Source organism: Bradyrhizobium sp. LTSP849, from assembly GCF_000938255.1.
Taxonomy (GTDB): Bacteria; Pseudomonadota; Alphaproteobacteria; order Rhizobiales; family Xanthobacteraceae; genus Bradyrhizobium.
This window is the reverse complement of sequence record NZ_JYMR01000050.1, coordinates 162,417-187,965: the sequence shown is the minus strand read 5'-3', so window position 1 is coordinate 187,965 and position 25,549 is coordinate 162,417. Positions and strand designations below refer to the sequence as shown.

Genomic DNA, 25,549 nt, shown 5'->3' with positions numbered 1-25,549 from the left:
GGTCGACGAAGACCGGACATGCTGGCGAGCCACTATCGTTGGCAGAGCGGTTCCTAAGGGCCGCCCCTCAATCATCCTCCAACCTGGAGATAAGTTTTGTCCGCAAATCTTTCGGCGAGAACCTTCGTGCTTGTGCACGGGGCGTGGCATGGGGGTTGGGTGTGGCGCGATGTCGCCAGAAGTCTGCGCGCGATGGGGCACACCGTCTCGGCACCTACACTCAGCGGCCTTGGCGAACGACGGCACGTCAGCAGCGGGACGGTCGGTCTCGACACTCACGTCGAAGATGTTATCGCCCACATCGAAATGGAGGATCTTGCCAACGTCGATCTCGTCGGGTGGAGCTATGGCGGCATGGTCATCACAGGTGTCCGCTCGCGAATACCTGCACGGATCCGATCGGTTATCTACCTCGACGCCTTCGTCCCAACCGAATCGAAGGCGCTCATCGACTTTATTGAGCCCGCAAGGCGGGAAAAACTAGACAATGCGAAAAATGCGGATATGCCGGTGCCTCCCCCGCCTCTTGAAGCCTTCGGGCCCGCGACAGCCGCGATACTGATGTTCGTCAAGGAACGTCTGACCAACCAGCCTTGGAGGACGCTCTACCAACCCCTCCTTGGCCTGAACCAGCAGCCAGCAATTCCTACGACGTACATCCGTTGTCAAGGTTTCAACTTCCCACCATTTGCATTCTTTTTGGAGGAGATGAAGAAGGACCCAGCGGTGGAAACGCACGTTCTGGATGCGGGTCACCTGTGCATGCTGACGGCTTCAGACCAGACCAGCCGGCTGCTGGCGGCAACGCGGTAGAGGACACTGCGGTCAAGACCGAGATTGGCTCTCCCGCCTCCAAGACGCTATCGGCTACCATCGCGCGGCCGCGCTCGATGATGATGGTTTGCCCGTCGTCCACAACGAAGTCCTGCACTAATTCGCGCTTGACAAAGTCGCTTCGTAGGCAAGGTATAATCGGATAGATTATTCGAATTGAGAATTGAAGGCCACATTCCACCAAATTGGTCGGATTTTTCAGCCGCGTTTGACGGCGGCGGGATCGGGCCAGGAGGTGGATGTACGCTGCGACGGGATGAACTGATGGAAGTCAAGCTCGATAGATGGTTGCCGAGGCTGGAAGACGTCCGGCTTATCCAGGGCAAGGGGCGCTATACGGACGACCTCGCGCCCAAGGGCGCGTTACGCTCCTTTGTCGTCAGATCGCCCCATGCACATGCTGCGATTAAGACGATATCTGTGCACGCGGCTCGGGATGCTCCTGGTGTTCGCGCGGTTCTGACGGCTGCAGACTATCGTGCTGACGGGCATTCCCCAGTTAATCATGCCTCCAATCCGCCCGGAGCCATCGATCCATCCGCACCTTGGTTTACAGCAGCGCCAGATGCAGTGATCCGCGAATGGGGGCAGCCACCACTCGCGGAGCATCGCGTCCGCTTCGTCGGCGAGGCGGTCGCGTTCGTCGTCGCCGATACGCTGGCGCAAGCCCGCGATGCAGCAGAACTGGTGGACGTCGATTACGATGTACTGCCCACCATCGTGCGCGAACTCGACGCCTACGCGCCAGATGCGCCTCAACTCTGGACGGATGCGCCTCGAAATCTCGCGCTGTCCGCGACCATGGGCGACAAGGCAGCCGTCGAGCGCATTTTCGCCGAGGCGCATCTCGTCCTGGAACGCACGTTCCGAAACCAACGCATCGTGAACTGCCAGATGGAGCCGCGATCCGCCTTCAGCTCCTTTGACGAAAATGAAGGATATACGGTCGTCGCAGGAAGCCAAGGCGTCATGAGGCAGCGGCGTGCTCTTGCCCAGGCGCTTGGAGTTCCTCCGAACAAGATGCGCGTCATATCGCCGGATGTCGGCGGCGGATTTGGGCCTCGCACGGCGCTTAATTTGGAAGTGGTGTTAGTTGCCTGGGCATCGCGAAAACTCCAACATCCGGTGCGCTGGACCAGCGATCGGACCGAAGCTTTCCTGGTCGATTATCAAGGCCGTGGACAAACCACGCGAGCGACGATCGCCCTCAATGCAGATGGTCGCATCCTGGCGATGAAATCCGAGCAATTCTTCAATCTCGGTGCTTATCCAGTTTCATTCGCACCGGCCGGCAACGGCCAGAGGATTGTTCCGACGTGTTATGACATAGGAAGTGTCCTGGTCGAAACCCGGGGCATCCTGACGAACACCACGTCAACGTGCCCTTATCGGGGCGCGGGACGACCCGAGGCCCATCTCGCGTTGGAGCGTTTGATCGACGTAGCGGCAGAACGCCTAGGCATCGATCGCATCGAAATGCGCCGCCGCAACCTTATTCCCAAATCGCGCATGCCATATCGCTCGGCGACCGGTCTTACCTATGACAGTGGCGATCTGATCGGCAATATGAATCAAGCTTTGAAAGCCGCCGATTGGGATGGCTTCGATAAACGCCACACCGACAGCGCATCTCGAGGTATGCTACGTGGCATTGGTGTAGCAAATTATATCGAATCGCCGGTGGGAGCCCAACGGGAGCGGGTCGTCCTGACGGTCAAGCCGGAGGGGATCGTCGAAGTTATCTGCGGCACCCAGTCTTCGGGCCAGGGTCACGAGACAACTTTCGCTCAGGTAACGGCAGCTTTGCTCGACATAGACGTGCATCATGTCCGCCTCCTCACCGGCGATACCCGCTTTGTGTCGGAAGGGGGCGGATCGCATTCGGACCGTTCAGCAAGATTGATGGGCGCACTGCTCGACCGCTCGTGCCATAAGCTGATCGAATTAGGAAAAGACGTCTATGCCTTGCTGGTCAACGTGAAACCCGAAGACATAAGGTTCGAGAAAGGTCATTTCACCAGGACTGGCTGCAACAAAAAACTGAGCATCTTCGATATCGCAAAGCATCTCGAAGACGGTAGCCTTCCCACACAGATGGGAAACGCCTTCACGGTTACTGAAACCATCGAAGTCCGCATTCCCGCCTACCCTACCGGCTGCGCTGTTTGCGAGCTGGAGGTGGATCCCGAGACAGGTGTGATTGAGATTCAGAACTACACAACGGTCGATGACGTCGGACAGCCGATCAATCCTCTTGTGGTGGACGGTCAGGTGCACGGTGGCATCGCACAAGGCGTCGGACAAGCACTACACGAGGGCATCGAAGTCGACGCAGCGACCGGCCAGGTGCTCGGGGCGTCGTTCATGGACTACGGCGTGCCGCATGCCGACAATCTCCCAAGTTTCAACGTTTTTCTGGTGGAAGATCCAACTCCACACCCCGACAATCGCCTGAGGATCAAGGGTGGCGGCGAAGGCGGAATAACCCCCGCCACCGCGGTGGTCATGAACGCGCTCATCGACGCTTTGAAGTCGTCCGGCGTTGAGCATATCGAAATGCCCGCAACCCCGGCAAGGGTTTGGGCCTCCATTCAATCGGCGCGCGCCGCCCAGATATCATAGAACCGGAGATTCCGATGCCGTCTTCAATCGTGATCGAGCAGAAGGACGCCGTCCTCGAACTCGTGTTGAATAGCCCAGAAACCGGGAATATCGTCACCGAGGACATGGCGCAGATCTTGGAGCAAACGCTCAGAAATGTCGGCTCCGAAATCAAGCTCTTGCGCCTGCGCGCAAACGGCGATCATTTTTGCCGCGGCCGCAAATCTCCTCCCATCGATCGCGCCACCGCGACAGCGCTAGCGTTTCGCCAGACGATTGCCGAGGGGCCGCTTCGTCTCTATCAGGCCTTCCGCGCGTGTCGCGCGCCCATCATCGGCGTAGTGCAAGGCGAGGCCCTCGGCGTCGGCTGCGCCCTGGCGGCGCTGTGCGATCTCACGATCGCAAGCGAGAGCGCGGTGTTCGCCGTCCCTGAAATGGACCACGGTATTCCGCCGACGCTGGTGATTTCTGCGCTGGCCGGACGGATCCCTTACAAGGCAATCAGCCACCTCGTCTATTCCCGACAACGACTTTCCGCGCGGCAGGCCGCCGAGATCGGAATTGTGGGTCAGGTAGTGCCGTCGGATTCGCTTGGAACGGCAAGCGACGAACTGGTGGATCTCATGCTGAAAAATACCGCCGCCGCATTGCAAGGGGTCAAGGAGTATCTCCGTCACGCGGCAAGACTGGAGCCGGACGCACAAGTCTCATTGGCCTCAAGTATTATTGCCACGGTCCTGTCTTCGCAGAATCGCTAGAGACAGAGTGAGGCCACAACAGCAATCAAGTCGTCGGCTGGTAGGACAGCAGTGGTCCGAGCTTAGTGGCCAATACCTTGAGTTCCGAACCGATTTCCGCCAACATTTCCGAGTTGAATAACTCGCTGATGCCACCCGAACTGATAGACAGGGTGATGGAACCGTCAGATGATTTGACCGGGACCGCAACGCTGTTGATCCGCGCGTGCAGCGATCCCTTGTTGACGATATAGCCCTGCTTCTCGAATTGGCGGAGTGCGGTCGTAAGTTTCGGTTCGATCGTAGACCACTGTCTGCCCAGCGACGCGCTCAGCTCCGCCATCAACTTGTTGCGCTCCGCAGTCTCCAGTCCGGCGAGATAGGCCCAGCCCGTGGCGGAAGTCGCCATCGGAACACGCGATCCCACTCTCAGATCTGCCAGGATAATTGCCGAACCTTGGCATCGCTGCAGGTAGATCATGCTAAGTCCGTCGCGCGCTCCCAGCGAAACGGCACCTTCGTAACGGCTGGCGATCGATTGCATATCCGGTAGTGCGAGATCGCCTATCGGCAACCCCGCCAGAACTGCATGACCAAGACCAAGCAGCGGGATCCCGGGACGCATCGTCTGCCGGCCGGGGAGCACAACGAGAAAGCCAAGCTGGATAAGGGTGTAGCAAATCCGCCAAATTGTCGGCTGCGGCATTCCCGTCATGCGGGCTATCTCGCTTGCCCCCAGTTCCGGGGTCGAGGGGCTGAAGCATTGCAGGACTTCTAACCCCTTCGCGAGAGCCGCGATGAACTGTCTATCCTTCGGAAGTCTCTTCTTGCCGGCTTTTGTCATATGCAGACCTAGAATCGGAACAGTACGAACACCCAACTAAGATATTCGACGGGCGAATAAGTCAAGCCTGCATATATCGGGCGTAGGGCGCAGCCCCAAATTCCGCGCCGATCGATGATATCGCACGGTCAGTTCTTGAGATGGCAGAGCAGCTCCGAACCGCCGGTCGCTGTGGGGGGCAACCTCTCGCATCACCGATGCGCTTTCGGTATTCCTACGGCAAACCCAACAATGAGCTTAGAAATACTTCCCTGGTGGCGGACGCGATCGGCACCAAAATGCGCCCTGGGTTCCGCTCTATTTTCACTGCGAATATCTTATTTGCAATATCGGCCAGCTCCATTTGTCGAGTCGAGCCTTCGCCTGCCTGACAGCGGTGAAAACATTGGAACCCGTCGGGTTGGGGCACTTCCAAAGAAATTACGGTCGTCGTCCAAGCCGTTAAGACCTGCGTCACGGTCCCGTCCGAGCGCAGATAATCATCCACGTCCCACGAAGGTAGCGCGATGGGCCTTACGGCCCTCTCGAAGACCAGCGCTTATCGAGGCAATCATTGCAATCATTCTTCTGCGGCGTCATGCGCTCCGTCGCCGGGCGATTCCCCGAGCACGATCTCTGTCGCCGTCACGCTCGGGTGTTGAACGTTCGCGATGATACCTTGCGATCTGCCGTCGAGCGCAAGCGAGTGGCAATCCAACCAGCGCTGCCTTGTACCCGACTGCAGTCGCACGTAACCTGCTGCCTAACGGCTAACGCGGCCTGCATTGCCCGCAAGCACCCAAATTGACTTCATTCCGGCGTTGCCATATTTTCAAATACTCTATTTGTTTAGCAAATAATCAACCAAGGTAGCCTCGGAACGGTATGACGTACAATTTTCCGAAGAGGCACCAACAACCGGAGGAACGCAGTGAGTGCAAATCGATTCATCACTCAAACAATTGCAGCGACTGTGCTCCTAACGGCATCACTCTCGGGCCAAACTCGGGCACAGTCAGATGCTGAAGGTTATCCGCGTCGCAATGTTTCGATCACGGTACCGTACCAGGCAGGCGGTACTGCCGATTTAGTTACAAGGAAAATCGGCGAAAAGATTCATCAGCGGTTGAACTGCGCCGTGATCGTCGAAAATCGGCCTGGGGCATCGGGATCAATTGGGTCGAATTTTGTCTACCGAGCACAGCCGGACGGGTACACTCTTCTAAGTTCGCCCCCCACTCCGATTATAGTCAATCAGTTCATTCAGAAGTCCATCGCATATGAGCCCGAAAAGCTTCGTTCAATCGCTCTGTTGGCGGTCGCCCCGCTTGTATTGACCGTGCGGGCTGATTTTCCCGCCCGCAACATGAAGGAGTTTGTCTCGTACGTAAATGCCAATGCGGAAAGGATAAGTTACGCCTCGAATGGCATCGGCGCTCATGTCGCTACCCTCCTGCTCATGAAGGCTGCCGGCATAATTGGACCTGTTCATATTCCCTATAACGGCGCGGCGCCGGCACTGCTGGCCGTGCTCTCGGGCGATGCGCAGTTTTTTATCGACAACATGTCTTCAACGTTGCCGTTCGTTCGAGAGGGTAAAATGCGCATTTTGGCCATCGGCTCCAAGGAGCGTTCTTCCTCTTTACCGGATGTCCCGACTTTCGAAGAGACTGGCTACAAGGGTCTCGTCCTAACTACCTGGTTTGGATTGTTCGCGCCGCCAAATACCTCAACTGCGGTTATGGAAAAGCTCAATCAGTCAGTAAACGAAGGGCTGCAAGATCAGGATATCGTCAATCAATATGCTGAATTGGGCCTTCAGATCGAACGAATGACGCCAAATCAAATGGAAGCGGCGGTTGCAGCCGAACGGGCCAAGTGGCGGGCGATAATTGAAGAAGCCAACATTTCTGAAAACTAGGGCTCATCCAAGTTTCTCGAACGGGCGTCTCGCGAAAGCGAACCAACACACAACTGAAAAACTACTACCTCGAGCCTCGTATCGGCTTGTTTGCGCGATCATTGACATCGCAAGCGCGGGATCGACCTCTAGACTAGCGGTGTCTGCTTGGGCAACGATTTCGTGCACTCGACGGTCAAGTATTCTACCCAACAGCGGCTCTAATGCCGCTTACCAAGATGCTCATCTATAGGCTCCGTCGAGGCGGATGGTTTCACCGTTTAACATTCCATTCTCGACAATGTGAACAGCGAGTCCGGCGAACTCCGAGGCATGCCCAAGCCGCGCCGGATGAGGCACAAGTTCACCGATACGCTTCCGGTACTCCTCCGGCAGACCCAGCAACAGAGGAGTTTCGAACGAGCCAGGCGCAATCGTATTGACCCTTATTTTGTACTCGGCGAGGTCACGCGCGGCCGGCAGCGTAAGGCCGACCACCCCCGCTTTCGAAGCCGCATAGGGAATCCCATCGCCCCGACCTTCGAAGGCGGCAACGCTCGCGGTATTGATGATAACGCCACGCTCCTCACCAATAGCCTCGACTGACACTAGGCGTTGAGCGAATAGCCGCACGCAGTTGAAGGTGCCGCCTAGGTTGACACTGATAATGCGAAGGAACTTCTCGAGCGGGTAGATGATGCCGTCCCTGTCGAGCAGTCGCTGCGTACCGCCGATGCCAGCGCAATTCACCAGCACACGAGCAACGCCATGCGCGGCTTCTGCCTCTGCCAAGCCAGCCTTCACTTGCTCCTCACTGGTGACGTCTGCCTCGATCGCGACCCCCCTCAACTCGGTCGCCACTTTTTCCGCATTTCCCTTGCTTTGGTCGAGGACAGTTATTTTCGCGCCCTTCGCGGCCATCGCACGGGCGGTAGCGGCCCCCAGTCCGGAGCCCCCACCGGTGACGAAAACGGCGACACCGTTCAACTGCATCCTGCACTCCGAAGCTTGAGCAAACTGGTAGGCTGGAGCGCGTGCTCGCGTCAGCCTCGCGAAGGGGGCCGAACCTCACCGCAAATTGGATATCTGGTCAGGTTACGAACGCGGAGCCGCCGATCCCTAAGCGAATACTGAGATGTGCTCTGCGGTGAGCTAAAGTGACAGGCTAAGCCGGATGTGACTCTCTGCGATGCGCTCTGTCGCAAGCGTCGCAATGAAACACCTGCTCAAGATCATCCGGCTTAGCATTTCCTTGCGCGGCCGGCCGTCTCTAGGCCGGCTTCATCACCATGCGATTGGCAACCTTATTGAGCTCGATCGGTCCCGCGTCGGTGGCCAGAACGGTACCACCAATGTTAATGCGCCGGTCGCCGAGATGACAATTCGGTTCGAACGCAAATGACATTCCTGCCTTGATGACGATATCAGCGCCAATCATGGGTTTCTCAGCCACCGGCGGATATCGGCCAGCTTCAGAGAACTTGTCCATTCCATAGGAGGAGAGACCCGCCATAATTGCGATCGGGTTCAGTGAATGAATATGCGGCGTGACGAACCAACCACCAACCCCCTTGACGACAGCATCCATTGCCTCACTAACCTCACCGAAGGTAACCCCGACACGGAGCTTCTTCAGCCCGACCTCGTAAGCCTGCCTCGCCACTTCGGCAGCCTTCAGATGATCCGGATGTACGTCTCCCAAGGCTACGCAAACTTGCTGCTGGGTCTCCATGGTTCCGTAGCTTGGAAACAACTCGCATTGCACGATGTCGCCTTTCTGGAGTGCTCGCGGCCGGACCGGACGCACGAGCCAGTCGGGGAATCCCCACGCAGGGGTATTCGGGCCGCTATGGATGATAAAGCCGGAGCAGTTCGCTCCAGCGTCAACGCATGCGGCCATCACGGCTGAATAAACGTCAGTCTCGTTCGCACCCACCTTAACGGCGTCAACGAACGCTTCAGACATCCGCTCTCCAGCGTCCGCACACTGTTTGAGAACCTCAATTTCCTCGGAGCCCAATTCTACGATCATTCGAGCAAATTTATGCCAAACCTTGACGAACTTGACGTTCGGCAAGGCCTCCTGAATATTTTCCCAGGCGGATTGGGAAATCGCGCTTTCTAGACGCGGTCCGCCTCCATCAAGGCCAATGATGCCGATCCGCGCCGACTGCAGGCCCTCAGCCTCGAAGACTTTCTTCAGATTTTTTGGATCTTTAGTCGGCCAAAAGTTTTCAGGCGTAATCCAAGGAGCATGCCCAAGTTTCGTTTCGACCGCATGGCAGAGTATGTGCATGCCGTTCCACGACAGCAATGATGGAACGCCCTTGCGCGGGAAGATTAACCAGCCTCCGGCGCGATCGTTGGAAAGGTACACGTCCGGAGCCACGTTCGGAGCCCCCCGGTTCGCTTGCCCTGCGACCAAAAGCCCATCCAACCCCTCTTCATCCATGAGCCTTCGGGCCAACGCCCACCGGCGATCGCGCTCTTTCAGCGAATAGCCGGGATACGAGGGACGCAGACTGGGCTCATGCTTATTCATGTTTCTCTCCTTGTTTTGGGGCTCCTTTGCTCGGAGCCCTCTTCTCAACCCAGCAAGATTGCTGCGGCTCTACGAGTTATGGCTTGCAGCTTGCTCGGGCCAGCGACTTGCCACAGCTAGCAGCCCGTAGTGATGGCAGGCCCGGAAAAGGCGACCCGCAAATGCTTGGTTCGGACAGCTTTTGAGGCTATTCTACATACGAATAGCTTATTTGCATTTTCTGTCAAGACGGTTTCTGTCTGCAAGACTCCACTTCGAACGTTCTCGCAGCGGATGAGGGCCTGCAGGTCGCTCCATCGCGTTGGCAACCAGGTTTGTTCACGACGCTTGCTGTTTGCGCTGGCGTGAAGCATCGATCTGGCGGAATAGCGTCGGCGGGCGGACGGGCAGGTCCGTGATCTCGATACCAAGAGGACGCAGGGCGTCGCTGATCGCGTTGCCGAGTGCACCAGGCACCGGCGCAATACAACCCTCGCCTATCCCCCGGGTTCCGAGCGGATTGGTTGGATTTGGCGTCCCCGCATCGTGGTACATCTCGATCCGTGGAACATCGGCAGCCGTTGCAATCTTGTAGGCTTCCAGCGTTGAGGTCATCTGTTGTCCCTGATTGTCGTAGACATACTCTTCGAAGAAGAAATTCGAAATACCCTGAACCACCCCCCCTTGGATCTGTCCCTCAACAATCAGAGGGTTGACGACCACTCCGGCATCGTCCGACGTAACATAGCGCTCGATCTTTACACGCCCCGTTTCCGGCCAGACTTCCAGAAAAGCAGCATGTGCACCGAAGCAGATATTTCCTCTGGTCGACTCAAATGTCGCTCGCTCATCCAACCCTCCGGAATCACCCGGCGGAAGATTGATCGGTTTCATTACGATGCGGAATGCAAGCTCAGCAAAACTGAGCCTGATATTGCTGTTTCCACGATGCATCACATAGCCGTCCGCAAAGATAAAATCGTCTTCGTCGGCTGCGATCGCGACATCGTGGGCTAGGACGCGCACTATCTTCTTCTTCAAACTCCGGCAGGCCATCGCAACGGAAGGCAACACCATTGCGGCTCCGCGCGAAGCAACTGTTCCGGGAGCGAAGGTGGATGTTTGCGTGTCGCCCACTATTATGGACACGTTTTCTGAATCGATGCCTAGCTCTTCAGCGACGACCTGAGCAATCGTGGTCTCCTCACCCTGACCGGATGGGCCGTCACCGTAGAAAATCTGAACATGACCTTCTGGATCTACTCGTACTTCGACCGAAGCATAGCTGGGTGTTCCCATCATCGACACATATGATAGACTGTCGACACCCGAGACTTCTGCGCCCACGGCGATGCCGAGCCCGAGAAAACGTCCCTGACTCCAAGCTTCTTTCTGCCGCTCGCGGAAAGCGGCAATATCCACGGTTTCTATCAACCTATCGAACGTCTTCAGGAAGTCTCCGTTACTGTACCCAAGACCGGTCGATAAACGTGCCGGAAACGTTGTAATGAAATTTTTTCGTCGGAACTCCGCCGGCTCCATACCGATCTTCCATGACAGCATGTCGATAGCCCGCTCCAATGCGAACCTTCCCGGATAGATCCCAAGACCGCGGGCTCCGCATAACGCCGCCTTGTTGGTTACCGCTACGCGTAGTTCGATGTCGCAAAATGGTATCTCGTAGGCATTTGGCAGCCGCAAGCCCCCGACGTTCGCTATCGGAAAGGCCCAACTACCGCCCAAGCAAGCGTCGCCGGCATCAGCTACTATCCGGTCAGCCAAAGCAACGAGATTTCCCTCGGCGTCCGCTGCCAGTTCGAGGTCGTGTATCTGATCACGCTCCTGCCCGGCACTCATCAAGTTCTCTTCGCGAGTCTCCAGCCATCGCACAGGACGCCGCAGGCATCTCGCAAGATGGGCAACCAACAGTGGCTCACGGTAAACTGACGCCTTCATTCCAAAGCCGCCGCCCTGGTTTCGTGGAGTAATGACACGAACTTTAGAAAGGGGTAACTGAAGCACGTCGGCAAAACACGCTCTTTGCGCATGAGGCCGCTGCGTCGTCATCCAAATTGTCAGTCCGTCTCTGTTGTCCCAGACGGCCAGCGCTCCCCGCGGTTCAAGAGCTGTAACGCCACATCGATGCGTCCTAAACCGCTGCTTCACTACAAACGGTGCCTCAGCGATCCGGCGCCTAGCCTCTTTGATGTGAGCCGCGTGCTCATCCGCCGTTCGGAGCGCCTGATAGTTAGATCTAAAGATCTCGTTATCTTTCCAATCCTCGTGAACAAGTGGTGATGACGGCTCAAGGGCAGCCTCCATATCTCCTACATATGGCAAAGGTTCGTACTCGACCGTGATCCCTTCAAGCGCGTCCTCGGCCAGATAGGGCGTCTCCGCCACAACCGCCGCGACGGGCTCTCCGTGAAACTTCACCTTGTCTACGGCAAGCGGCCAGAATGTCGGAAGTCTCCCTGGAAGTCCGGCCGAGGTACTTGCCTGCGGAAGAGCCAGGATTTCGTCCTGGAGCATGGCGCCGGTAACCACAGCAACTACTCCCGGCATCTGACTTGCCGCCGACGTATCGATAGACAAAATGCGCGCATGAGAGTGTACCGAGCGAAGGAACATCACGTGCAGTTGTCGTTCGACCGCAATGTCCGAAAAATAGTGCCCTTCGCCCCTAAGGATTGGAATGTCTTCCTTGCGAGGAAGCCGAGCGCCGATGCCGTCTGCCTGCTTATCTTTCAATTTATTATTGCTCCCGCTCATGATCCCCGCTCCTGCGCAACGTCCAAGATCGCATCCACGATGTTGGCGTATCCCGCACATCGGCAAATATTTCCCACGAGCCCATGCCGGACCGTCTCCTCGCTCAGTTCAGGGTTCTTCTCGATAAGATCTAGGCTCGACATCAACATCCCGCTCGTGCAGAATCCGCACTGGAGAGCATGATGCTGGTTGAAGGCAACTTGCAGCGGGTGCAGCTCATTCCCCTTGGCCAAACCTTCCACGGTCGTGACGCTTCGGCCATCTGCTTGGACCGCCAGCATGAGACACGCTTTGATCGCGTCACCATCGAGGTGAACCGTACACGCGCCACAGACCCCTTCGAACGTACATCCAACATGCGTGCCGGTGAGCCCCGCTTCGTATCGAATGAAGTCAACCAGCAGCATTCTGATTGGAATAGTCCGACTGTATGCAATTCCGTTTATCGTGATCGAAACTTCTGCTTTCATTTTTTACTCCCGAGCGCGCGATCGAAAGCCATAGTGACCACTTCGAGACTCAGCTGACGGAACAAAACCTTTCGGTACTCTGCGTCGCCAGCTTCATCTGAGTGGATTTGGAGCGAGCTTGCACTGTCTTTCAATAGCGTCTCTATTTCCGCACGATCCGAGCCTGCTAGGCCCAACAAGGCACGCTCCGCTGCGGGCACTCTCGTAGGCCCGCTTTCAAGGCCCGTCACCGCTATTCGAGCCAGCGCGCAGCGGTCGGTCTCGTCGAGTACGAGGAAGGCAGCAACCCCGATCACGGGAAGCCCGTCAGTCAGGAGGCTCCATTTCCGGTAGGCGCTGCCGGCGCGCCCAGCAGGCTGCGGCAGCTTGATCGACAGCAGAATCTCACCCTCATCACGACTGGTTTCCATCGGCGCGCCGAGAAATGCGTCGACGCCGAGTTCGCGAGTTGCTCCGGATAGTGAGACCAAGCTCATTTGCGATCCGATTGCGAGGTTACTCACCGGCATGCATGCGGAGATGTAGTTCCAGCACAGACTGCCGCCGATTGTTCCGCGGTGGCGAACCTGACGATCGCCGACATGGCTTGCAGCATCGACCAGGGCTGCAAAAGCTCCGCCCAGGCGACGACTACTGGCGATGTCGCAATAGCGGGTCATCGCACCGATACGGTGGCCGGAACCGTCCTCATGCAGCCCCCGGATCGAGACGATCTTCTGCAAATCTACCAAGCACCTCGGGCGGATCATGCGCGATTTCACGGCCTGCATTAGACTTTGGCCGCCCGCAATGTAGTGGGTTTCTTCACCCCACTTCGCAAAGGCCTCCGTAGCCTCCTGAACGGTGCAAGGCGCCACGTAACCCTCGATCTCGGATGGGTACACTTAATTCCTCTCCTTGCCTGTTCTCGCTTCAGGCCCTGCCGCGTAGATTGATCTGCAATGCATCTAGGTCCGAAATTGAGAGGTGCTTATCTTCGTGCGGCGATTCATCGTAGCATCCGACCGGCAAGCGATTGATGAGAAGAAGAGGATCGCGCCGGTCGCCTATGACCACAGCGTCCAGGGAAAGAAGCAAATGCTACGAAGGAACGATCCCTTGAGCGACGACGCTCGAACCGCACAAGGCCAAAGAATGTCTGCGCGCTGCGGCTCTTGATGGACCGGGAAGGAAGCCCCTAAAATCCTGCCGCTCGACACTCTCTCTTCTAGTCGATCCGGTAACAGAGGTGCGACAATCGCGCACCGCGCGCGGCATCTGGAAGTTCATATTTTGCCCGGTCGCGGCATCCACACAAGGCGTCATCCCCCATTCTATTTTGTGAATAATCTATCCACATTTCATGGCAAGTCAACTTGCGCGCACTTTGCATCGCATGAGCGGATTTATTGATCGAAACCGCGAGGCTTTAAAATTGAGGCGGCAGATTGTCGTGCACATCGGTCAAAATCTAATGCGACGAGAGGGGAACCTTGACCGACGACGACATTACCCCTCCTGACGCAAGACGATACGAGCCTGTTTTGCTTCCCGACCAAAAGTACTGGACAAGGCAGCCAATTGGGGAGATTGTTATCGACAGTTTGCTATTCGAGTAGCTTATTTGCATTGATCGACTTCACCCATGCGCTACTTTCAAAGACGTATCTTATCGAGGGGCGCCTTCCATCGAGTTGCGTCGGCGAGCCTCTTACTCGGACCAGGCGATCGAACTCAACCTGGGTAAGTCTTTTAAACGCATTGATCGAACGCGGAGAATGATCGTAGCAAACTCGCTAAGGGAATATGGGAATGACGATCTGACACTCGCCGTTGGTGCGCGAGGCCGATCTCTTTCCGTGCCTGGAGAGCCCCCTCCTGGGGTCTTTCAAATACGCACCCTCGATGAAGCGCGCGTCTTACGCCAGGTGCTGAATTCCTCGTCGATCGTGCTCGTCTAACTATATAGCATTGTGCGAAAGAGAGCGGACGCGTCATGACTAAGATTATCTACGTCGACCCAAGAAACGCTACTCAGACGGTTGACCTCGCGGATGGTACATCGCTAATGCAGGGCGCACTCGCGAGCGGGGTTGATGGAATCGTCGCCGAATGCGGAGGCAACGCTATGTGCGCCACTTGCCACGTTTATATCGAGCCAGAGCGTATGGCCGATCTTCCGTTGATGTCAGAAGAAGAGAGTGCCTTACTCGAAGGCGTAGCGGCGTCAAGGAAATCGAACAGCCGCTTGAGTTGCCAAGTAAAGGTACATGTGGGCTTGGAGGGGATGACGATTTATGTCGCTCCAGCACAATGACTGCAGCGACAGCTGCTACGCATAATCAGAGGATAGCTATGTATCCAGAGCTAGGACTTTAAACCCCGCCGCAATTAACGCCGTAACCGCACAAACACAAAGATGGTTGGAAGGAGGTCGACTCATCACATGTCCCTTCTGACGATTCAGCGTTGCCATGAACTGCTTTAGAAACTTGCTGGAGACTTTCGGCCAGGAACGTTCCGATCGCGTAGCTTCATTTTGCTTGTACCGAGACTGGAAGAGATGAGAAGACGCGCAAGGCAGTGGTCGGTCGCCACACTGGCTCGCCCGCCAATTCGATCGATTTGACCCGGCTCGCCAGAGCTTTCAGCAGTGCTTCGCCCTCCATCCTTGCCAGCATTTGACCAGCACAAGTGTGAATCCCTGTCCCGAAGGCAATATGCCCCGGCTTGCGTCTAATGTCGAAAGCGTCCGGCTCTTCCCATCGCGCTTCATCGCGATTGGCAGACGCCATCAGCAGCATGACTTTCTCGTGCTTTGCGATCCTAACGCCTGCATAGTCCGTTTCGTCAGTTGTCGTCCTAAACTGTGCATGGCCTGGCGTCTGAAATCGAAGCACCTCGTCGAAGGCACTTCGCGCGAGCGAAGGATCTTCGGTTAGGACCGCCCATTGTTCCGGATGTCGGACAAAGCAATTGATAGCCATGCCGATACTACTGATTGTTGTATCCAAGCCGGCCGACAAAAAGGATCTAACGAGGAGGGGAGCTTCCTCCGGCGTGATCTCTCCGGCGTCCGCTGCTTCGTAGATCTGCGCGCCAAAGCCGTCGGGTCGCAACGCATCTCGCCGGCACTTCGACTCGATCCACGGAAGTACGGTAGATGCGTGTGACATCGCCTCGCGGGAGTAGTCGTCTTCTGGACCAAAAATGGCGAACACCATTGCGCCATATGTGAGTAACATCTCATCGTTATCGCTGTCGATCCCGAGCGCCTGGGGGAATACCGATAGCGGAAAGACCTCTGCGAGGTCCGTTACGGCGTCAAACTTGCCACGCTCTATTAGTTTTTCGACCAAAGTTTCCGCCTCTCTTCGAAAGCCGTCTTGTAGCTTCCGCAAAGCGACCGGAGTCATGGTGCGAACCACCACCGCCCGTGTTCTCGTGTGAAGAGGTGGATCCGTTTCGAGCAATAAACTTGGCGTTCGCCAGGGCTTTTGCTTGAAATAGTTAGCAAGCCCCGTGCCGCCGGCACTACTAAACACCGCGGAGTTCGACAGAACTGCGTTGACATCGGAAAATCGAGATATTGCCCACACCCCATACTTCTCGAGACGGGCGATAGGACCGATTGTCCGCAATCGCCCATACTCGGGGTAGGGATCAATCATGGACTTCCTGCAAAACGGATCGAAGTCACTGATGAGACAATTCGAGTGCTTGGCGCCGTCCACCATGTTTCCTCCAATAGCAAAGTATTTTTCTAAGTGACCATAGTCCTTTAAGTGAAGTCGTCCCGACCATGGAATGGCGCGACGTTGCCTCGAATAGGTCTCCGACGGCATCACGGTCGCGCCACCCTTAGCGAGACCGGCCGCCCCGCCCTCGCGCGAGATCTTGTAACCGCCCCGCGGGGGTCGAGTTCATTGATCGTCACCTGGCTTATCGCTCAAGAAGCGACCAGCCCTCCTTCTTGATCAGAAAGCCCGGGAGGACTACGGACGCGGCGGGATGGTCATAAGATCAGTGACGAACTGCCAGCCCGTGCCGTCGAATTTGGCCATATGAGCCGAGCGCCAGGGAATTCGATCCTCGGGCGAAACATTGATCGTAACGCCAGTTAAGTTCAACGGGAGACGAAGGCCCTTGATGTTCGTCGCCTCCATCATGAGGTTTTCCCTAGTCAAGTTGTCGCCGCATCGCTTGAGCACCTCAGCGATGATTACCGCCGTCTGATAGCCTTGCGTCGAATCATTAAGCGAAAACTCTGGCACCCATTGCCTGATGAACGCACGGTATTCAACGACGTCGGGGTCATCACTCCACTTCGGATCGTCGACGTCTTTGCGCCAGAGAGCCGTCAATACTCCCTTAGAGGCCTCCAGGCCAGCAGGCTGAAACACGGATGAAATCGACGCCGTCGATGTCAGAGTGATCACGGTAGGATGCCAAGCAAGCTCGTAGATCTTTCGGATCGCCTGTGCAGCAAATTTGGGGGTGACCGCCAGATATACTAGATCCGCTCCAGCGGCCTTCAAGGACACAATATACGAGTCGACCGTTGGCGAGCTGATCTCGTAGGGCTCCGCCTTAACGATCATCTGGTCGGCTCGTTCGCCGAACTCGCTCTTGAATGGATTGTAATAACCCTTCCCGTAGTCGTCATTCTGATACAATACGCCGATCCGTGCCTTCGGCATTTGATCTAGAATATAGCGTGCGTACATCCTCCCCTCGACATCCTGACTCGAAAGAAATGTCGTCGTCCATGGATACGCCTTAGGGTCGTTCAGCTTGTCGGTACCTGTCGTTCCCAGAATCTGAGGCACCTTCTTGGAGTTCAGATATTTTGCAACCGAGACGTTGGCCAGTGTGCCAACCATGCCGACGATCGCAAGTACCTCGTCGTCCTCGACCAGCTTTCTGGTCTGTTCAACAGTCTTGGGTGGAGAGTAGGAATCGTCAAGCGATATCAGGTTGATCCTCCTACCGTTGATGCCCCCCTGCGTCTCATTGAGCATCTTGAAGTAGGCCAACTCGACTTTGGCGTTAATACTGAATATTGAAGCTGGCCCGCTGTAAGGAGCGGTCTGACCAAGCTTGATTTCCTTGTCACTGGCGCCAGGCCCATACTTTGGCTCTGCGCGAACGGTACCAACCCCGAAAAGGGCAACCAACGCGGCGGTCGCCACCGTCCTTGTGAGGTTAGGCAACAGGCAACTAGACTTTACCGGTGAATACGGCATTGCATTCTTCCTCCCGTCTTCAGTAGCGCTGCTTTCATCGCATTGAGTTTGCGAACATTCAAAGCGCTGGCTACCAAGCGTCACGGTCCACTGGGCTTCTAAAGGAACCCTATCGGCACCGTCCGCCGTTGCCGGATAGTATCGATTGGCCGTTCGCTATGCAAATAGTTTATTTGACATGCGATTTCGGAGATTCTTCCAAGGCCTGGGCAAGCGATCTAGCGCCGAAGGCCTGAGGGGCGCTTGTGCGCCGCGAAGTCGACGCCTGGAAAAGACTGGTTTGACCGGCCACGTGCATCGCCAAGCATTTTTTGGAAGCGGATACCACGAGTTGCCGCGGCGGAAACATTCGTATTCGGGTAGCGAGCGACGAACCGGTGTTAGCGTAGTCGGCCGCCGTCTTTCGCGGAACCGAAATGCGCTCTGCGGTCACAACGGTGGGGGCCAAGCAGCGATTACATTCGAGTAAGCTATCTGCATTGTGCATTACCTTACGTTCTGCAATACTCCCTCCATTCGGCTACGGACAATTTCGCGGTGCAAGGAAGATCAGAGCTTGCTTCATCCCACGATGATTGAGCGGCCAGAACAACAGAGAGCTCTCTAAAGAGAGACATAGACGGAGGAAGTAGTCTCAATGAAAGATTTTGCCGGAAGGATAGCCGTAATAACCGGAGGCGGCTCAGGAATGGGCCGCGAGTTGGCGCGCCAGCTCGTCGTGGAAGGTTGTAATGTGGCGATTTGTGACGTCTCGACTGAAGCAATGGACGAAACGAAACGCCGATGTGAAGCGCAAAATCCGGCGCAAGTTCGCGTGACCACCCATTTCGCCGACGTGTCGGTCGAAGATCATTACAAGCGCTTTCGCGAGCAGCTCATCGAGCAGCATTCGACCGACAAGATCCACCTCCTGTTTAACAACGCCGGCATCGGAGGTGGTGGCAGTGTTGTGACCGACCCACGCGAAGAGTGGGAGCGTACCTTCAATATTTGTTGGGGTGGAGTGTATCTGGGCGTGCGTACCTTCTTGCCGCTGTTAATCAAAGCTGACGAGGCACGCATCATCAACACATCAAGCATCAGTGGCTTTTGGGCAGCGATCCGCCCTAGCCAACCTCACACTGCTTACAGCGCCGCAAAGTTCGCGGTGAAGGGCTTTACCGAGGCACTGATCAATGATCTTCGATTAAATGCGCCTCACGTCAAATGTGCCGTGGTCATGCCAGGTCATGTTGGGACCGCTGTGAACGCTAACACGCGCAAGGTACTGAGCGGAGCAGATTGCGACCAGCTCAGTGCCGACGAACTCGCGAAAATGCGTCTGACATTAGCGCGCACGGGGGTGGATCACGATGCCATGTCGGATCAGGATATCCAACGAATGATGGACGACCAAGACCGTGCTTTCCAAGATAACGCTCCCCTCACGGCCGCGGCGGCCGCAAAGATCATCCTCGACGGTGTCAAGTCGGATCGGTGGCGTATATTGGTCGGCCACCACGCCAATATAATCGACGAACTCGTTCGTCGAGCGCCGGAGCAAGCCTATACGCCGGAGTTCTACGACAATTGGATCGCCACGCGGGCGATCATCCCGAAATAACGAATTCTGGCGCCTTGCAGTCCAAATGCTACGTTCTGCAGTTCCTGAGTCCCTATGGGCATCTCGGCGCGAGCGGAAGGCGGTTTGTCGCCCGGGTGCGATATCGTGGAGCGCACTTGTAGACGTCGAGATGCACGGTCGAGGGGCTTTTTGCCAGACGCTCCGATCTCACGAGATCGCAGGCCACGGGTATCGCACTCGAAAGATGGAACTGGAGCGCGTTTCACAATTGGACGGAGGCATATCCGGCGCTGACGAAGTAGTTCCGGGATTCGTGGGGCCTATAGTCGTCAGCGAGGCAAGGTCTTTACAACCTGTTCGGAGAATCGATCGAAGAATTGACCCGCCAGACTCTTTGCGGTCGCATTGATGCGGCGCGCCCTGAGTTGTGCGACCTTGCCGCCGACATCCGCCCTCACCGTATAAGCAAGAAGCGTCTCCTGACCAATCTCAGCAAGACTGACATCAGCGCCTCCTTTTGCGAACCCTGCTACACCGCCTGCTCCCTCACCTTCGATCGTGTAGCTGATGCGAGGATTGAGATTTGAAAGGGTTACCCGCCCTGTTGCTTTCTCCGATAGCTTTTGTGGATTGTTGCGATTTATTCACAAGGCGCCTGCCACCGCGCGCCGCGTCATCACGTTCACCAAGTGGGCGCGGTAGGCTGCGCTTCCATGGTGGTCGTCATTCAGATCGTCGGAAGGCGTCTCAATTTCGGCCACGGCATCGGCAGACCAATCTCGGCTTAGGGCAAGCTCCATCGCCCGGTGCCTGAAGACACCATTGCTGCTCGCGCCGGTGACGGCGACGCGTACGCCTGAGCCGGTCTTAGCGACGAACACGCCGACCATCGCGTATCGCGACGCCGGATGGCGAAATTTCGCATAGTTTGATTTTTCAGGAATGGGAAACTCGACGGCTTCGATGACTTCATCAGGCTCGAGCGCTGTGGTGAAGAGGCCATCGAAGAAGTCGTCGGCGTTGATTGTGCGGCGATCGGTCTTTATTGTTGCGTTCAGCGCGAGCACTGCGGACGGATAGCATGCCGTCGGATCGTTGTTCGCGAGCGATCCGCCAATCGTGCCACGATGGCGAACCTGACGGTCGCCGATCCAGGACGCGAGTCTGCTGATTCCCGGAATTCGCTCGCCGATGACGGCATGGGCGGCAACAGTCGCGTGCGTCGTCATCGCACCAATGACGACGCGATCGGACAGGACTGAAATGCCCGCGAGGCCAGCCCCTGAGAGATCGATCACGTGCGATGGTCGGCTCAATCGCTGCTTAAGCACAGGAATGAACGTCTGTCCGCCGGCGAGAAGCTTGCTCTCCTCATGATCGCGCAACATCGCAACCGCTTCGGCAACACTATGCGGCGACAGAAATTCGAAATCATACATCGCAGATTCTGCCTATGCGTCAGCCGATTTGGCAGAAATCTCTCGGTCGCCCGCCATCATCGCGGCAGCAGCAAGAATGGCCTTGACGATATTGTGGTACCCTGTGCAACGACAAATGTTGCCCTCCAGACCGTGGCGGACGTCACGTTCGCTGAGCTCTCCGAAGCTTTTATGAATCAAGTCGACTCCACTCATAATCATGCCCGGCGTACAAAACCCGCATTGCAAACCGTGATGCTCCCTGAACATCGCCTGCAGAGGATGGAGCTCGCCGCTGTCACCTGCCAATCCTTCGATGGTCGTGACCGCACGGCCGTTCGCCTGCCTTGCAAGCATCGTACAGGATTTAACGGAATCACCGTCGACGTGAACCACGCACGCGCCACATTGGCTGGTGTCGCAACCCACATGGGTTCCGGTCAGTCCGAGCTTGTCACGGAGCAGCTCGACCAGAAGAGTTCGCCCTTCGACGTCGACTGAACGAACCTCTCCGTTAACGCGCAGTTGAATCGCTTCCATCATGATAGTCCCCGGCTTGACGCGCCACTGCACCCGGATGGCTCGCGGCTCGTGTCACCTGCGGCCTGAACCAGCGCCTTTTACCTCACGTGGCTGTCAGGACGAATCCGCGATACCCGCGAGTGTGTCAATCAACGTTTCACCGGCTCGTTTCTGTAGGGACGGATTTTTGCGGACCTGAGCGGTGACTTCGCCGCGAACTCGATCGATTATCCCGAGAGGATTTGCCGGAACTTTGTCTGAGCGCCAGCACACAAAGCCGTCCGGCCGCACCAGCACCAACTTGCTGCCGTAGCAACTTTTGACTTCGGGACGTCGCAAATCGACGACCTTGAGCGGCACATTCCGCTGCTCCGCCGCCCGCACAAATGGCGATACATGTAATCCGGTGTCGAACTTCAGCAGCACAAATTCCCGGCCGAACAGATCGAGCGTGGAGCGGTCGGACGACAGCCAGACATGTGGCGCGCGAGAGCCCGGACGCGCCGTCTGGGTATATGTCGTGACAGGATCGTCAGGAGCAGGCGTCCCATCCGGCCAGATGATCGGCGAGTCCTCATAGATGTACCCGAGATGAATGTGCAAGGTGAACCACTCTCGCTTCATCATTTCGGTGTAGGCATCGCCGAATTCTCTCCGAGCAACGTCTCCGGCAGCACCCGTCGCGAATACCGCCGGCGACAGCTTAAGGCGAGGCGAGAGCATACGACGAAGGTTTTCGCTGGCCTCCTCAACATTTCGTAGCGCAACCGGCCGCCGCTCCGGCTCATAGGAGGCGAGCAGATGCTGCCCTCCCCAGCCCTCAATCATTGCCGCGAGCTTCCACCCGAGATCGACGGAATCTTGCATCCCGGTATTCATACCAAACGCCCCGGTCGGTGAATTCAAGTGAGCGGCGTCGCCGGCAATGAAAACGCGGTTCGTGCCGTAGCTGTCCGCCACCAACTCCCGGCGGACCCACGGCACGATCGACAGGACCTCGAAGTCGAATTCCTTGCCCATGGCGCGCACGATGAGCGCGCGAACATCGGCTTCCGAAAGCGTACGCTTCGTCTCGTCGCCCACCACAGAGAACCTGAAGCGATCGTGGCCGTCAATCGCAACGAGTGTGCTCCAGGTCCCTTCCGGACCGATGAAGATGAATCGGTAGCCTTTCTTCTTGTCGTGCAGCTGCCAGAAATTGTTGCACTTGAAGATGACGTTGGTCGTGTAGGTGAGCGCCGGTTTACCGGTCATTTCGATGCCGAGCGACTGACGAACGATACTGGCTCCGCCATCCGTTCCCACCAAATAGTCAGCCTCGACCGTCTCTTCTTGCCCGGCTGCGTTGCGTAACTTGGCGGTTACGCCATCCACCTTTTCGGTGAAGCTCAGTAATTCAGTGTGATACCGCAACGTCGCCTGCGGCAAGCCTTCAACCCATTTCTTGAGAATGGGATCGAACATATCCTGCGGACATCGTTCCCGTCTGACGGGACTTTGCGCTGGCGGTTTGGCGTCTCGTGGCGCCGGAAAGGGCTCACGTCCGAACTCGTATCCGGTGAAACTTTCAAGCCAGACGTTGTCCTGTGGCTGGTCGGGATTGTAAGGGCAGTCGCGAACCTGGTCGGCGATGCCCCAACGGCGACAGAACTCCATCGTCCGCGGCCCGATCAGATCCATCTTCGGCTGAGTGATGCTGCCGTCCGTACGTTCGATCAGCGTGCAGGAAATTCCACGCCATGCAAGATCGCCTGCAAGCGCAAGTCCGATCGGGCCAGCGCCGACGATTAAAATCTGAGTTCGGAAGGTCACGACAATCACCCCAACAGACTATTTCGACTTCGCCGCGACCCATTCCCAGTCCGCCCCCGCCTCGGACTTGACCTGGGCGCGGAGTAGATTGAGCTTAGACATCACCGGCTCGTCGCTGACACGCAACAGCACCGCGCCGCGCTCCGAGCGGTGCGAATGCGGCCGCCAAGAAGGAGCCACGAAGACATCTCCTCGGTTCCACTCGATCTTTTGCTCGTCGATTTCGCTCTCGCCGGCGCCTTCGACCACGGCGTAGACATTATTCACCGTCGTGCGAAGCGTCTGAGTTGAAATCGCCGGCGCCAGCTCCATCATGGCAAGACCGATCGTCTCCATGGCTGGATCGCCGAGCGCGATCGACGTGGCATAAGCAGCCGCAGGCGTCTTGCTTGTTGCTGCCAGTCGCTTCTGCGTTTCCGTCCAGGGGAACCACATCGGTGAGTTCGACACGCTGCCTTTGATCGGCTCGTACGTATCAGGATGCTGCTCCAGGAACATCGGCTCCAGCAACTGAATCAACGGAGCGTCGAGGAAGTCGATCCAGTAAGCCGCCGCCGCACCATCGTTGCCATGACCGTGCCAGCGCCAGTTCGGCGTCAACAGCACATCGCCCGGCAACATCGGCAACTTCTCGCCGTCGACCACCGTATAGGTACCCGGTTCAGCATCGACGATCAGGCGGAGCGCATTCGGCGTGTGCCGGTGCGACCGCGCCTTTTCGCCAGGAAGAATCATCTGATAGGCCGCGATCAATGTACGTGCGGTGGCGTAGGTGTTGCCCTCCAGAGGGTTGGCGAGAATGAGATTGCGCCGCTCGGCCAGCTTGGTGTCGATCAACCGGCCTGCGGCGTCGAGCGCAGCCTTGCCCTGCTCATAGGACCAGTGAGCGGGAAGAAACGTCTTGTGCGGAGCCGGCCAAAGCGACGGCGTCGGCTTCGCCCAGCCCGCGCCGACCGATAGCGGCGCCAGCATCTGGTAGAGAGTTTCGAGATCCGGCGCCTTGGAGAGACTTGCCGGTGAGGAGACCATTCTGTTCATTGCGTTTTCTCCTTCTTGATCGCGAGATTGAATCCACCCTCTCCCTGCACGACCGGGATCTCCATCCGCCCCACGCGCTCGATCTCGATTTTGACGGTATCTCCGGCCCGAATCGGGCCGACGCCAGCCGGCGTACCGGTAGCGATGATGTCCCCGGGCTCCAGCGTCAGAACCGACGCTGCAAGAGTGATCATGTTCGGAATGTCGACCAGCAGATCCTTGGTGTTGGCATCCTGCTTGAGTTGATCATTCACCCACAATTTCATGCCCAGGCTGGAGGCGTCACCTACCTCGTCCTTGGTGACGATTGCAGGGCCGATCGGCGTGAACGTGTCATACGATTTTCGCATCACACGTTCCTCCTGGCCGCGCACCGTGCAATCAATCAAGCAACAGTATCCGAAGACGTAATCCAGCGCGTCGGCGAGCGCGATGTGGCGCCCTCTCTTCCCGATAATCAGACCCAACTCGCACTCGTGATGGATCTCCCGCGACGGCACGTCCGGCAGAACGATTGGATCCCGCGGGCCGCTGATCGAGGAATTCGACTTCAGAAAAAAGCCGTTAATATTGGCGCGATTCTTCGAGTTCATCTCGTGACCGTGCGCAAGGTAGTTGACGGGGTAGGCCAGGAGCTTATGCGGCCAGACCAGCGGAGCCTCCAGGCCGACGCTGTCTACCGGCCTGCCTTCGCCCTTCAGAGCCTGTTCAAGCTTGGGTCGGAGCGCCTCGTAATTCGCGATAAGCTGAACCATGCCGGTCGGCGGCCAAGCTTTCGGATCCGCCCCGACCGCATCCGTCGCGTCGTAAACCTTGCCGTCCTGCAATACACCGATGCGGCCTCCGCCGAACCTAACAAGCTTCATGATTATCCTACTCTGAGGTTGTCTCGTAGCGCGAGGCGCTCGTTTCATCGGCGGAAAGCCTGGGAAGGAAACTCGCCAACGGCCAGTCTTCTGCATGTCTGACGATGACGAAGCCGTCGGACCCGTACGCCACGGCCATCGTCATCGAGACCCAGTCCAGATCTAACAGCCGATTCAGGCGGGTCCGGAACATCCCTTGCAGCATCCCTTGCCAGCTCTATTTGCTTGGTGAATATCCTATTTGCAATATCTGCCGACCAACGCTCGTTGTCAAGTCGAGCCTTCGACTGTGACGGCGGTGAAAGCACCGGAGCCAGCCAGGATGGGGCACTTCCACAGAAATTACGATCGCTGTCTGAGGCGGTTAAGACCTGCGTCACGACTCCGTCCGAGCGCAGATAGTCACCCACGTCCCACGAAGGTTGCCCGATAGGCCCGCTGCCTAG

General features: G+C 57.0%; 21 protein-coding genes. 7 read left to right on the top strand and 14 right to left on the bottom strand.

Translation table 11 applies throughout. The features are described from left to right. The first annotated feature begins 96 nt into the window (after positions 1–96). The 3 genes from UB31_RS28445 (at position 97) to UB31_RS28435 (ending at position 4,193) form a co-directional block, all read left to right on the top strand. On the top strand, positions 97–813 hold the full coding sequence (locus UB31_RS28445) for an alpha/beta fold hydrolase (RefSeq protein ID WP_045013265.1): 717 nt from the start codon (positions 97–99) through the stop codon (positions 811–813). A gap of 285 nt (positions 814–1,098) precedes the next feature. Next, the gene (locus UB31_RS28440; protein WP_045013264.1) at positions 1,099–3,456 is read left to right on the top strand and encodes a xanthine dehydrogenase family protein molybdopterin-binding subunit; all 2,358 of its coding nucleotides are present in this window, start codon (positions 1,099–1,101) and stop codon (positions 3,454–3,456) included. Between the two features lie 14 nt (positions 3,457–3,470). Further along, entirely contained in the window at positions 3,471–4,193 is a 723-nt protein-coding gene (locus UB31_RS28435; RefSeq protein ID WP_045003313.1) for an enoyl-CoA hydratase/isomerase family protein, read from the top strand. Between the two features lie 25 nt (positions 4,194–4,218). Here the strand turns inward: UB31_RS28435 and UB31_RS28430 are convergent, their stop codons facing one another. After that, positions 4,219–5,016, bottom strand: coding sequence for an IclR family transcriptional regulator (locus UB31_RS28430; protein WP_050031651.1), 798 nt, complete (start codon positions 5,014–5,016; stop codon positions 4,219–4,221). A gap of 910 nt (positions 5,017–5,926) precedes the next feature. On the opposite strand from UB31_RS28430, the gene UB31_RS28425 reads away from it, so the two are divergent. Next, positions 5,927–6,916 (top strand): Bug family tripartite tricarboxylate transporter substrate binding protein, encoded by a 990-nt coding sequence (locus UB31_RS28425; protein ID WP_197090870.1) that lies wholly within the window; start codon positions 5,927–5,929, stop codon positions 6,914–6,916. Positions 6,917–7,138: 222 nt separating this feature from the next. Here the strand turns inward: UB31_RS28425 and UB31_RS28420 are convergent, their stop codons facing one another. From UB31_RS28420 to UB31_RS28400, 5 genes are all read right to left on the bottom strand, one after another. After that, entirely contained in the window at positions 7,139–7,888 is a 750-nt protein-coding gene (locus tag UB31_RS28420; protein ID WP_045013263.1) for an SDR family NAD(P)-dependent oxidoreductase, read from the bottom strand. A gap of 277 nt (positions 7,889–8,165) precedes the next feature. After that, complete coding sequence (locus UB31_RS28415) at positions 8,166–9,437, bottom strand: M24 family metallopeptidase (RefSeq protein WP_045013262.1); 1,272 nt, start codon at positions 9,435–9,437, stop codon at positions 8,166–8,168. A 318-nt stretch (positions 9,438–9,755) separates the two neighbouring features. After that, entirely contained in the window at positions 9,756–12,188 is a 2,433-nt protein-coding gene (locus UB31_RS28410) for a xanthine dehydrogenase family protein molybdopterin-binding subunit (protein ID WP_045013261.1), read from the bottom strand. Further along, positions 12,185–12,658 carry a (2Fe-2S)-binding protein gene (locus tag UB31_RS28405; RefSeq protein ID WP_045013260.1) on the bottom strand — a complete coding sequence of 158 codons (474 nt, stop codon included), beginning with the start codon at positions 12,656–12,658 and terminating at the stop codon, positions 12,185–12,187. The genes UB31_RS28410 and UB31_RS28405 overlap by 4 nt, the downstream gene beginning before the upstream one ends. Beyond that, complete coding sequence (locus tag UB31_RS28400; RefSeq protein WP_045013259.1) at positions 12,655–13,542, bottom strand: FAD binding domain-containing protein; 888 nt, start codon at positions 13,540–13,542, stop codon at positions 12,655–12,657. Before UB31_RS28400 ends, UB31_RS28405 begins: the two co-directional genes overlap by 4 nt. A 789-nt stretch (positions 13,543–14,331) precedes the next feature. On the opposite strand from UB31_RS28400, the gene UB31_RS43055 reads away from it, so the two are divergent. Both UB31_RS43055 and UB31_RS28390 read left to right on the top strand, forming a co-directional pair. Continuing rightward, the gene (locus tag UB31_RS43055) at positions 14,332–14,598 is read left to right on the top strand and encodes an FAD-dependent oxidoreductase (RefSeq protein WP_197090869.1); all 267 of its coding nucleotides are present in this window, start codon (positions 14,332–14,334) and stop codon (positions 14,596–14,598) included. A gap of 35 nt (positions 14,599–14,633) precedes the next feature. Continuing rightward, complete coding sequence (locus tag UB31_RS28390; RefSeq protein ID WP_045013257.1) at positions 14,634–14,954, top strand: 2Fe-2S iron-sulfur cluster-binding protein; 321 nt, start codon at positions 14,634–14,636, stop codon at positions 14,952–14,954. A 217-nt stretch (positions 14,955–15,171) separates the two neighbouring features. Here UB31_RS28390 and UB31_RS28385 read toward each other — a convergent pair whose 3' ends face one another. Beyond that, the gene (locus UB31_RS28385) at positions 15,172–16,374 is read right to left on the bottom strand and encodes a cytochrome P450 (protein WP_050044861.1); all 1,203 of its coding nucleotides are present in this window, start codon (positions 16,372–16,374) and stop codon (positions 15,172–15,174) included. Positions 16,375–16,632: 258 nt separating this feature from the next. Next, positions 16,633–17,883 carry an ABC transporter substrate-binding protein gene (locus UB31_RS28380; RefSeq protein ID WP_082078656.1) on the bottom strand — a complete coding sequence of 417 codons (1,251 nt, stop codon included), beginning with the start codon at positions 17,881–17,883 and terminating at the stop codon, positions 16,633–16,635. Between the two features lie 637 nt (positions 17,884–18,520). On the opposite strand from UB31_RS28380, the gene UB31_RS28375 reads away from it, so the two are divergent. Then, positions 18,521–19,486, top strand: a complete 966-nt coding sequence (locus UB31_RS28375; RefSeq protein WP_045013256.1) for an SDR family NAD(P)-dependent oxidoreductase — start codon at positions 18,521–18,523, stop codon at positions 19,484–19,486. 290 nt (positions 19,487–19,776) lie between these two features. On the opposite strand, the gene UB31_RS40765 is transcribed toward UB31_RS28375, so the two are convergent. From UB31_RS40765 to UB31_RS28345, 6 genes are all read right to left on the bottom strand, one after another. Then, on the bottom strand, positions 19,777–20,091 hold the full coding sequence (locus tag UB31_RS40765; RefSeq protein WP_082078655.1) for an SRPBCC family protein: 315 nt from the start codon (positions 20,089–20,091) through the stop codon (positions 19,777–19,779). Beyond that, a complete protein-coding gene (locus tag UB31_RS28365; RefSeq protein WP_045003332.1) occupies positions 20,092–20,886 on the bottom strand; it encodes an FAD binding domain-containing protein in 795 nt (264 codons plus the stop codon). Between the two features lie 12 nt (positions 20,887–20,898). Beyond that, positions 20,899–21,405: a (2Fe-2S)-binding protein gene (locus UB31_RS28360; protein WP_045013319.1), complete on the bottom strand. Its 507-nt coding sequence runs from the start codon at positions 21,403–21,405 to the stop codon at positions 20,899–20,901. Between the two features lie 96 nt (positions 21,406–21,501). Next, positions 21,502–23,199 (bottom strand): FAD-dependent oxidoreductase, encoded by a 1,698-nt coding sequence (locus UB31_RS28355; RefSeq protein WP_197090868.1) that lies wholly within the window; start codon positions 23,197–23,199, stop codon positions 21,502–21,504. Positions 23,200–23,217: 18 nt separating this feature from the next. Continuing rightward, a complete protein-coding gene (locus UB31_RS28350; RefSeq protein ID WP_045013253.1) occupies positions 23,218–24,237 on the bottom strand; it encodes a cupin domain-containing protein in 1,020 nt (339 codons plus the stop codon). Further along, positions 24,234–25,103, bottom strand: coding sequence for a fumarylacetoacetate hydrolase family protein (locus tag UB31_RS28345; protein WP_045013252.1), 870 nt, complete (start codon positions 25,101–25,103; stop codon positions 24,234–24,236). The genes UB31_RS28350 and UB31_RS28345 overlap by 4 nt, the downstream gene beginning before the upstream one ends. Positions 25,104–25,549: the final 446 nt, after the last annotated feature.

Bases quoted from the DNA above. Each gene is read 5' to 3' on its own strand.
- UB31_RS28385 (WP_050044861.1), bottom strand. From the start codon at position 16,374: ATGGTGGACGGCGCCAAGCACTCGAATTGTCTCATCAGTGACTTCGAT.
- UB31_RS28440 (WP_045013264.1), top strand. From the start codon at position 1,099: ATGGAAGTCAAGCTCGATAGATGGTTGCCGAGGCTGGAAGACGTCCGG.
- UB31_RS28360 (WP_045013319.1), bottom strand. From the start codon at position 21,405: ATGGAAGCGATTCAACTGCGCGTTAACGGAGAGGTTCGTTCAGTCGAC.
- UB31_RS28405 (WP_045013260.1), bottom strand. From the start codon at position 12,658: ATGAAAGCAGAAGTTTCGATCACGATAAACGGAATTGCATACAGTCGG.
- UB31_RS28435 (WP_045003313.1), top strand. From the start codon at position 3,471: ATGCCGTCTTCAATCGTGATCGAGCAGAAGGACGCCGTCCTCGAACTC.
- UB31_RS28375 (WP_045013256.1), top strand. From the start codon at position 18,521: ATGAAAGATTTTGCCGGAAGGATAGCCGTAATAACCGGAGGCGGCTCA.
- UB31_RS28380 (WP_082078656.1), bottom strand. From the start codon at position 17,883: ATGCCGTATTCACCGGTAAAGTCTAGTTGCCTGTTGCCTAACCTCACA.
- UB31_RS28430 (WP_050031651.1), bottom strand. From the start codon at position 5,016: ATGACAAAAGCCGGCAAGAAGAGACTTCCGAAGGATAGACAGTTCATC.
- UB31_RS28420 (WP_045013263.1), bottom strand. From the start codon at position 7,888: ATGCAGTTGAACGGTGTCGCCGTTTTCGTCACCGGTGGGGGCTCCGGA.
- UB31_RS28345 (WP_045013252.1), bottom strand. From the start codon at position 25,103: ATGAAGCTTGTTAGGTTCGGCGGAGGCCGCATCGGTGTATTGCAGGAC.
- UB31_RS28365 (WP_045003332.1), bottom strand. From the start codon at position 20,886: ATGTATGATTTCGAATTTCTGTCGCCGCATAGTGTTGCCGAAGCGGTT.
- UB31_RS28390 (WP_045013257.1), top strand. From the start codon at position 14,634: ATGACTAAGATTATCTACGTCGACCCAAGAAACGCTACTCAGACGGTT.
- UB31_RS28415 (WP_045013262.1), bottom strand. From the start codon at position 9,437: ATGAATAAGCATGAGCCCAGTCTGCGTCCCTCGTATCCCGGCTATTCG.
- UB31_RS28350 (WP_045013253.1), bottom strand. From the start codon at position 24,237: ATGAACAGAATGGTCTCCTCACCGGCAAGTCTCTCCAAGGCGCCGGAT.
- UB31_RS28410 (WP_045013261.1), bottom strand. From the start codon at position 12,188: ATGAGCGGGAGCAATAATAAATTGAAAGATAAGCAGGCAGACGGCATC.